Below are 9,615 nucleotides of genomic sequence, written 5' to 3'. Positions count from 1 at the left end.
TTCAGTTAGTGGTTATAATGCGAATTCATTTCTATGGTTAAGTGGTTGTTGTGCACATAGTATTACGATACTTATTATTTTTTACTTTTTGGGCTATGCAAGGGTGTCAACATCCAGACGCTAATCAAGAACCCGAAAGTAAAAAACCAGATCTTAATAAAGCCGCCACTTATAACGTGCAACTGGGGCTGGGTTATTTAAAACAAGGTGACAGACCAAGAGCAAAAAAGAAGTTACTTAGCGCCATAGAGCAAGAGCCAAATTCGGCTGATGTGAATGCAGCCATGGCTTATTATTTTGAACAGACTAATGAACTTGCTGAAGCAAAAAAATATTATTTAAAAGCAATCTCGCTGTCTTCAGAGAGCGGTGCTCAACTTAATAACTACGGTACATTTTTATGCCGTCAGGGTGATTATAAAAAAGCGGAAGGTTATTTTCTCAAAGCAGTAAAAGATGTGCGGTATGTCAATACATCAGCTGCTTATGAAAATGCAGGGCTTTGTGCGTTGGCAATTCCTGAAAATGACAAAGCGAAACTTTATTTTACCAATGCTTTGGCTCAAGATCCCTCAAGACGGGAATCATTATATGAATTAGTTAAGTTGGAGAGTAAAATAGGGAATGAAGCTAAAGCTTATTCTTTATTGCAAGAACACCCTGATTTAGTATTAAATGACAGAATTTTTTTATCTTTAGCTAAAGATATAGCCAATAAAGCAGGTAAATACCTTGAAGCTGCGGAATATGAACGTAATTTCAGGAAAATGGAACTAACTGCTGATAATAGTGGAGTAAACGATGAATACAACAACCACAATGGATGATGCTAATAGTATCGATATTGATAATCCCGGTACGCAACTTTCAAATTTGCGTCAACAAAAAGGCTATACAATTGAGTATGTTGCCAGCAAATTACACTTAAGAGTTCGAATCATTGAATTGATTGAAGCAGGCGATTTTAAATTATTGCCAGAACCTGTTTTTGTTAAAGGTTATTTGCGGGCGTACTCAAAACTACTTGGTGTATCACCTGATCCTTTTCTCGCTATCTTTAATAATCAATATCATGTTGAGAAAAAGCCAGAACGAGCATTATGGCAAAGTAAACGCGAATCACACAAAGCAGAATCTATCATTCGATTGGTTACTGTGTTATTTGCGGTAGGAGTTTTGGTAGCAGTCGGGATCTGGTGGCAAAAAAATAAAGATTCTCAGCCTGGATTTTCTGCTAAAGAAAGCACGACGAATCTTTCTTTGAATGACAATACTAATGAACTCAAATTAACGGATCTTTCTAAAATGCAGTCGTTACTGACTCCCAGCGTACAGATGACACCTTTGGAGAAAGAAGGTGTCTGAAAGAATTCAAGCAATACGTGGCATGAATGATGTTCTGCCAGACAGAACATCAATATGGCGTCATATCGAAAATAAATTTATAGATTGCCTTACTCGATATGGGTATCACGAGATACGATTTCCTCTTGTAGAAAGCACCCAGTTGTTTAAGCGTACTATCGGTGAAGTGACTGATATTGTTGAAAAGGAAATGTATACATTCAGCGACTTGAATGGTGATAGTTTAACATTGAGACCAGAAGGTACGGCAGGATGTGTTCGTGCATGTCTGGAGCATGGCTTATTATATAATCAACAACAAAAACTTTGGTACATGGGCCCAATGTTCCGTCATGAGAGACCTCAGAAGGGACGCTACAGACAGTTTACTCAATTCGGTGTTGAGGCATTTGGAATGCCAGGGGCTCATATTGAAGTAGAGTTAATTGCTCTGGCTCGACGAATCTGGCAAGAATTAGGTTTGGTTGATAATGTGCAGCTCCAGGTAAATACTTTAGGTGAGCTCAGTGAGCGCCAAGAGTATAAGAAATTATTAGTTGAATATTTACGTGATAATTTTGATAGCCTTGATGAAGACAGCAAAAGACGTCTGGATAAAAATCCACTGAGAATACTCGACACTAAAAATCCTGATTTACACCAATTGGTTTCTAATGCTCCCAAATTAATCGATACATTGGGCGAACAAAGTAAATTTCATTTTACTTCATTTTGCGCAGGTCTTGATGCTTTAAACATTCCTTATACTATTAATCCAGTACTGGTCAGAGGGCTTGATTATTATGGTCACACTGTCTTTGAATGGGTTACTGATAAATTAGGAAGTCAGGCAACAATTTGTGCCGGTGGTCGATATGACTTATTAGTAGAACAATTGGGCGGTACTCCAACACCTGCAGCAGGTTTTGCCTTAGGTATTGAACGTATCGTTTTACTCATGGAAACTTTAAATTTGTTGGAGCAAAAAAAGCAGCAGCAGTCTGTATTTATTATCGCAACAAATCATGACGCAACAATAAATGGGATGGTTTTAGCTGAACAAATCAGAACAGCCTACCCTTGTGTTGAGGTGCTTACAAATACATCCGGAGGCTCTTTTAAAAGCCAGTTTAAAAAAGCAGACAAAAGCGGAGCTCGTCTGGCTTTAATTTTAGGGGATGATGAAATTGCAAATGTAAGTGTCAGTATAAAAGATTTACGATTAAAGTCGGAGCAAGTTACTGTGAAACAAAGTAACATGATTCAATTTTTGAATGATTATCTTGGATGAGTGCGGGAGAGCAATATGTCAGTGTATATGACTGAAGAAGAACAGCTGGAAGTAATAAAAAAGTGGTGGAAACGTAATGGCAATATCGTAACTGTTGTTATATCCGTTATTCTGCTTTGTGTTGCCGGATATAGATACATGCATTGGAGTCAGGATAAATCTACATTACAGGCATCTGCAGTTTATGAACAAATGATGCTTGCATTTTCAAATCAGGATATTAAATCAGTCAGATCATATGCTAATGAATTAATAAAAAAACACGATCATAGTGTATATTCTGATGTGGCTCATATGACTTTGGCCAAAATTTATGTCAGTAAAAACAAACTTGATAAAGCGCAAAGTGAATTGAAATTTGTTGCTGAAAAGAGTGATATGAATGCTTTGAAACAAATTGCGAAAATTAGAATTGCCCGACTAATGGCTGCTGAAAAATCTTATAATGATGCATTAAAAGAACTAAGTTCTGTTGTTGATGCAACTTATCTTCCTGTTATAAATGAATTGAAAGGTGATATTTATGGCGCAACTGGGAAATATCAGGACGCTATTAATTCTTATCGCCTCGCCATTGATGAAGTGAAAACTAATGGAATGGGTAATTTATTTTTAGAAATGAAAACAAATGAATTGGCAATTAAGAGTCAATCAATGACTGCAGATGATAAAAAAGTTCAGTCTGCATAATGATGTGATGAATGTGAGGTTTGTATTTTATGAAAATTAGATTATTAGTAATACTGCTGTGTAGCGTTATTCAAGGTTGTGCTCAAGTAGATGATTACATGTTAGGTAAGGATAATACTCCAAAGCCCAAAAATCTGGAGGAAATTCAACCTAAAGTTAAGGTGTCGCAAAACTGGACAACAGCTGTTGGTAAACCACGTAAATCAAGCGAATATCTTAAATTAAAGCCAGTTATTCGTGGAGATGTTGTTTACACTGCGGACGCAAGCGGATTAATTCGAGCTGTGAGTAAAAAAGATGGAGCCGTAAAATGGTCTACGCAATTAGGGCACGGCATTTTAAGTGGCCCGACTGTTGCTGATGGGCATGTTGTAGTGAGCACCAATGGTTCTACCCTGGTTTTGCTTAATCAGGCCAATGGTAAAGAGGTATGGCAAACAAAACTAAGTGGTGAGGTTTTAGCACCGCCAGCAGTGTCACATCAGAAAGTCATTGCAAAAACAATTGATGGTAAAGTGTTTGCCTTTGATGCCGTAGACGGGAAACAACTGTGGACCGCTGAACATGGCTCTCCCGGGCTGGTATTAAAAGCCAGTTCTTCTCCGATTATTTTGGGAGAGTTGGTACTCATCGGATTCTCTGATGGGAAATTAGATGCACTTGAATTGCAATCAGGGCGTTTGGTGTGGCAAAGAAGTATTACTTATGCTACCGGCTCAAGTGATGTTGAGCGTTTGATTGATATCGATTCAGATCCTATTGTGCGTGACAACGTGGCTTATTTAGGAAGTTATCAGGGATATATTGGCGCCTTATCTCTTACTGACGGACAATTTATCTGGAAAAAACCAGGTTCAGTCTTTAAGAATATGGTTTTAAGTTCCAATACATTATATTTAACAGACAGTAATGATGTTGTCTGGTCGTTGGATAAACAAACAGGGCATGTAAATTGGAAACAGACTGCACTTAAGGCAAGAAGCCTTACTGAGCCAGTATTAGTTGGTGAAGATATTGTAGTCGGTGATAAAACAGGATATTTACATTTCATAGATTCACAGACTGGTGAACTTATGGCGCGCTCTCAATTATCTGGTGGAGTAAGCACTTCTCCTAGCGTAGCTGGACGGACTTTGTACGTATTAACTGATAATGGACTGCTTAATCAACTGTCTGTGAGTTAACATAATGATTCCTGTGATAGCCCTTGTTGGGCGCCCTAATGTAGGTAAGTCAACGCTGTTCAATCGGCTTACCAAAACACAGGATGCGCTTGTCGCTGATTTTCCTGGTTTGACACGTGATCGACAATACGGTCATGCTCAACATGAAAATAAACCCTATATTGTCGTAGATACTGGTGGTATTGGTGTAGATGATATTGCGGTTGATAGCTTAATGTCCAAGCAATCGGCAATTGCATTAGAAGAAGCTGATGCCGTTCTCTTCCTGGTTGATGGTCGTTCAGGACTTACCGGAATTGATATAAACATTGCCAGCAACCTTAGAAAGCTCAATAAAAAAGTTCATCTGGTTGTAAATAAAACAGAAGGTTTGGATGATGATATTGCCTGTTCGGATTTCCAATCTTTAGGTATCACTGATGTTCATTCAATCTCTGCATCGCATGGAAGTGGAATTCATTCATTAATTCAAACTATTTTATTACCATTTGCCCCGGAAACAGATGAAACGCCACAGGATAATGTCATTAAAATTGCTTTTGCAGGTCGTCCTAATGTAGGAAAATCTACCCTGATTAATCGGATACTGGGGGAAGAGCGGGTTGTTGTTTATGATATGCCGGGAACAACAAGAGACAGTATAGCAATTCCTTTTGAGCGCGATGAACAACATTATGTGCTTATCGATACTGCAGGTATAAGAAGAAAATCCAGAATTGACGAAAAAATTGAAAAATTTTCAGTCATAAAAACTTTACAGGCCATAAAAGAATCAAACGTCTGTCTCCAGCTTTTGGATGCGAAAGAAGGAATCACTGATCAGGATATGAACCTGCTTGGTTTTATTATTGAATCAGGAAAAGCTTTGGTGATTGCGATAAATAAATGGGATGGCCTGGATGAAGAGCATCGCGAACGTGTTAAAGAGGAATTATCCAGACGATTGCATTTTGCCAATTTTGCAAAAATACGGTTTATTTCTGCTTTGCATGGCAGTGGTGTTGGCGGTCTATTTAAAGACATAAAAGAAGCATATGAATCAGCTACCCAATCATTTTCTACCCCGCGATTAACACGATTACTAGAAGATATTAGCACCAGGCATACACCACCTTGTGTTAATGGAAGAAGAATAAAGCTTCGATATGCTCATATTGGTGGACATAACCCACCAGTTGTTGTTATTCATGGTAATCAACTTGATGCCTTACCAGACAGTTATAAACGCTATCTTAACAATGAATTTATAAAACATCTTGGTTTGGTTGGTACTCCTTTAAAAATTGAATTTAAAGGTGGCTCAAATCCGTATTCCGAGAAGAAAAATAAATTATCGCAAAGACAAGTGAATAAGAAAAAACGACTGATGAAACGGGTTAAAAGTAAAAAATAAGGTTCATCTTGCTCTGGCAGAAAATGGATTGAATCCTATGTTCCAGAGCAAGAGTAGTTGATTAAGAATTGACTTTAGGTGTCTCCAGAAAATTATCTATCTCCATATTTAAAAGTTTAAGCATTTCCATATTGCATTGAGTTGCTTTATTAATGGGGGGAATATACAAAGTAGTGAGGCCATTAACGGGCTGTTCTGCCATCATGGAGAGTGGAAAAAAATCCATGCGTGGTTTTTGTTGTGGATATAGAGCGGCCTCATAATAACAAACGCGGTGCTCTTTTTCATAATATTTCAATAGATAATCGCGAAGTACATGCACATGGTGTGTTGTTTCTTGATTATAGGTGGCAATAGCACCCACTTGTAACAATATAAGATGGGAGCGAGGATCAAAGGGCCTGCTGTATATCAAAAAGTCGGTGGCATCTGCGGAATAACAGCCACTATCGCTGGGATCGATGACCAAATCAGCAAATAAACAGTCCATGGACGAAATGGCTGGCAAGATTATTGCATTTCCACCTTGTTCATTAATCTCTCTTGCTGCAGTTATTGCTGGCATATCATAAATGGTTGGGTGACCATAAGAAATAAAACATAAACTACTGTGTTTTTTATATTCTTCTACAATATAGTTGGTAATGGCTTTATAATTATCAATGCGCTTTTCCTGAGCAAAATAAATAGGTTCTAATGATTCACTAATTTTGCTTTCTCTCTCAATCCATTCCTTCAAGTAAGGCTCATTTAACAAATACAACACCTTTTCTGATTGCTTAATGATAACTAATACTTCTTGAGTCAAATGAGCGAGGGATTTAATTCCACTTCCTATTATTATTAACTGAGGCATTCTACGTCCTTGTAAAATATTTGGTTTGATTAACTATTGATTTGGTTGAGTAATTGCGAGCATATTAGGTTGAGCAATAGCAAACTGATTTGGTTGGGCAATTGCTTTCTTATGGGGTTGAGTTTCCAGAATACTCTTCATATCATAACTAAGCTGCATATCATTCCCGATAAAATACTCATTGCCGACCAATTGTTCAAGTTTATTTATGTCATACATAACAATTCTCCGTTTAACTTTAAAAAAATGGTACTCTTTGAGTATAGTAGATATATTGCAGGGATCAATTTTTCTGGTACTTAAAGCATCCTGGCAGCAGTATTAATAAAAACGATGTCTTGAGAATTTTGACCATGGTTTCCTCAGAGAGTCCGAATATTTATTTCTAAGAGATAATAAAATTATCGGTCAAATATTCGCCAAGCCGGTCATTTAATAACCCCCTTAATTATTTATCGTTATAATAACATTTTTATTTTAAGGGTGACAAATATGCAATTTGAAGTTATAGAAAGCGAAGCTGTACGTTATCACGAAGATGAAGACGGTATGACGTGCTACACAAATACCAGGGGTTCAGTAAATTTTCAAGGGATGACTGTAATTGCTGATCATTATAATCAAAAATACTTCTCTAACAGTGAACGTAAAATTGTCTTAACTAAATCTGTAACTGATGCTCAAGAGAAAATTATCGAGTTACTTCGTTCAGATAATGTAATTGTAGGTTTCACTATTCCCTCAAATGATAGTCTTGATTCTCATCCTATTCCTATTATTTTTGAAAAGCATACGAATGGATTAAAAAGTTTATACATAGCTGATAGTGCTGGAGTGAGTACTTTTGACCCAGAACTCAAAGATTTTTGTTTGGAACATGATATTAAACTTTTTGTTAATGCTTATGCAAGACAGGCCGATAATGGATCTTGTCGGTCTGAAGCACTTGCCTATTTAAAAAATGCATTGCAGCAAGATAGCATTGTTGAATCGGTTAAGAGAATGAATACAGAACAGGCATTAACTTACTTTAATCAGGGATTTGAACCGCAAGCATATACTAAAGAACAAATTGAAAAATATCAACTGAATGTATTTTTAGAAAGTCCTGATATGTTGAAAACGGTCCAGTCACGTTCTGCTATTAAAAACAATGGTATAGATGTGAGTGAACCATTACAGAGTACAAAATTAAAAATAAGCTTTCAGGATAAATTGGATCCTTATACTAGAGAAGTGATCTATGTTAAAGGAGACTTTTCTGAGCCGAATCATCCCGAAAAGAAAGCCTTTTGGGAGCGGGATTACTTACGCAATAAAACCAGGCAACATGCTGAGTTAATGAAAAATATTGTCGAAACTACAGATGAAGAGGAGTTGGAGAACATAGAGACACGTGGTTGCTCACTCACTTTAAGGTAGGTTATCGAAATATCGTAAATTAGCTTATTTCTTTCTTAAAAACCATTGGGCAGCAGGCAGATTTGCTGAGGCGATAATAATTAATCACTTCAGCTCATCAGCTGCTTGATGTGAGTATCTTGTTTCTCCATATCCATTGTTTTCAGTTGCACGCGCATCCTGTTTTTACTGCTAGAATAATTTATAGGATCTCTCTACGGATAGTGCAATTGATGAAAAGCAAAGAGAAAGCAACGCTTATTGATTTAGCATTACAAGGTGGCGGGGCACACGGGGCGTACACTTGGGGAGTTCTTGATCGTTTGCTGGAAGATCCTAAGATTTTAATTGAGGGAATTTCCGGAACCTCTGCAGGATCTATGAATGCAGCTGTTTTGGCCAGTGGTTATGCATGTGGTGGGGCGGATGGGGCAAGAGAGGCTTTGTCTTTATTTTGGCAACGTGTCTCTGATGCTGCACGTTTTAGCCCTTTTCAACGAGGACCATTGGATATTCTTAGTGGAAATTGGACCTTGGATCATTCTCCTTTATTTATAGCATTTGACTTGGCTTCTCGTCTGTTTTCTCCTTACGATTTAAATCCAGCAGCACTTAATCCTTTGCGGGATATTCTTGTTGAGAGTATTAATTTCTCCACATTATTTGAATCACCTATTAAGTTATTTATTACGGCAACAAATGTAAAAACAGGACATGGTAAAGTATTTAGAAATAAGGAAATTACTCCGGATGTGTTACTTGCTTCTGCTTGTCTGCCATCGATGTTTCAAGCGATTGAGATTGATGGAGAACCTTATTGGGATGGGGGATATACCGGTAATCCTACTATTACGCCATTAATACAGGAGTGTGCCTCCAGTGATACTGTATTGGTACAGATTAATCCTGTAGAGCGTGCAGGTACTCCAAAATCCGCGCGTGATATTCTGAATCGAATTAATGAGGTTGCCTTCAATGCAACGTTACTGAAAGAATTGCGTATGATAGCGGTGCTAAGGCAGACAGTGAATGCTGCTTCTGGTGAAGGAGCTCGCTGGGCAAATATGCGTATTCATCGTATTAGCAGTTCTAAAATGGTTGAACTAGGATATTCTTCCAAACTAAATGCCGAATGGCCTTTTCTTCTTATGCTTTTTAATGAAGGGCGAAATACAGCAGACATTTTTCTTGCTAATCACAGGAAAGCACTCAATAAATATTCTACTTTAGATTTGGATGCGCTTTTATAAATAGGGAACTTACAAGTCCGTGAAGGTAAATATCAGAGCTAGAGCATTGTGGTAGGCAATTAACAACGCTCTAGTGTAGCACGGAACAAGACAAGTCGCCGATGAGTCCATAGGCACCTTGATGGGGTTTAATAAAGCTAATTAGATTCAATTGTATTAGTTCCGATTTAATCTGACACCTCACTTGAAAAGGTGAGAGTTTCCGG

Annotated in this window: 10 protein-coding genes; 8 read left to right on the top strand and 2 right to left on the bottom strand. The window is 37.7% G+C overall.

Annotated elements, in window-relative coordinates; genetic code table 11:
• The first annotated feature begins 95 nt into the window (after positions 1-95).
• The 6 genes from pilW to der are packed head-to-tail and all read left to right on the top strand — an operon-like array spanning position 96 to position 5,902.
• Positions 96-827: a type IV pilus biogenesis/stability protein PilW gene (pilW, locus tag Q0495_RS07055; protein WP_298624422.1), complete on the top strand. Its 732-nt coding sequence runs from the start codon at positions 96-98 to the stop codon at positions 825-827.
• Complete coding sequence (locus tag Q0495_RS07050; protein WP_298624419.1) at positions 802-1,365, top strand: helix-turn-helix domain-containing protein; 564 nt, start codon at positions 802-804, stop codon at positions 1,363-1,365. Before pilW ends, Q0495_RS07050 begins: the two co-directional genes overlap by 26 nt.
• Positions 1,358-2,635, top strand: coding sequence for a histidine--tRNA ligase (gene hisS, locus Q0495_RS07045; RefSeq protein ID WP_298624418.1), 1,278 nt, complete (start codon positions 1,358-1,360; stop codon positions 2,633-2,635). Before Q0495_RS07050 ends, hisS begins: the two co-directional genes overlap by 8 nt.
• Positions 2,636-2,650: 15 nt before the next feature.
• The gene (locus Q0495_RS07040) at positions 2,651-3,325 is read left to right on the top strand and encodes a tetratricopeptide repeat protein (RefSeq protein WP_298624416.1); all 675 of its coding nucleotides are present in this window, start codon (positions 2,651-2,653) and stop codon (positions 3,323-3,325) included.
• A 29-nt stretch (positions 3,326-3,354) separates the two neighbouring features.
• Positions 3,355-4,509 (top strand): outer membrane protein assembly factor BamB, encoded by a 1,155-nt coding sequence (gene bamB, locus Q0495_RS07035; RefSeq protein ID WP_298624413.1) that lies wholly within the window; start codon positions 3,355-3,357, stop codon positions 4,507-4,509.
• 4 nt (positions 4,510-4,513) lie between these two features.
• Positions 4,514-5,902, top strand: a complete 1,389-nt coding sequence (gene der / locus Q0495_RS07030; RefSeq protein WP_298624412.1) for a ribosome biogenesis GTPase Der — start codon at positions 4,514-4,516, stop codon at positions 5,900-5,902.
• A gap of 61 nt (positions 5,903-5,963) precedes the next feature.
• Here the strand turns inward: der and Q0495_RS07025 are convergent, their stop codons facing one another.
• Positions 5,964-6,758, bottom strand: a complete 795-nt coding sequence (locus Q0495_RS07025) for an SAM-dependent methyltransferase (protein WP_298624410.1) — start codon at positions 6,756-6,758, stop codon at positions 5,964-5,966.
• Positions 6,759-6,791: 33 nt separating this feature from the next.
• Positions 6,792-6,977, bottom strand: a complete 186-nt coding sequence (locus Q0495_RS07020; RefSeq protein ID WP_298624408.1) for a hypothetical protein — start codon at positions 6,975-6,977, stop codon at positions 6,792-6,794.
• A 273-nt stretch (positions 6,978-7,250) separates the two neighbouring features.
• Between Q0495_RS07020 and Q0495_RS07015 the strand changes: the two genes are divergently transcribed.
• On the top strand, positions 7,251-8,180 hold the full coding sequence (locus Q0495_RS07015) for a hypothetical protein (protein WP_298624406.1): 930 nt from the start codon (positions 7,251-7,253) through the stop codon (positions 8,178-8,180).
• A gap of 212 nt (positions 8,181-8,392) precedes the next feature.
• Positions 8,393-9,409, top strand: coding sequence for a patatin-like phospholipase family protein (locus Q0495_RS07010; protein ID WP_298624421.1), 1,017 nt, complete (start codon positions 8,393-8,395; stop codon positions 9,407-9,409).
• Positions 9,410-9,615: the final 206 nt, after the last annotated feature.

It is taken from the genome of uncultured Legionella sp. (assembly GCF_937871865.1).
In the GTDB taxonomy this organism is placed as follows: domain Bacteria; phylum Pseudomonadota; class Gammaproteobacteria; order Legionellales; family Legionellaceae; genus Legionella.
This window is presented reverse-complemented; position numbering and strand designations above follow the sequence as displayed.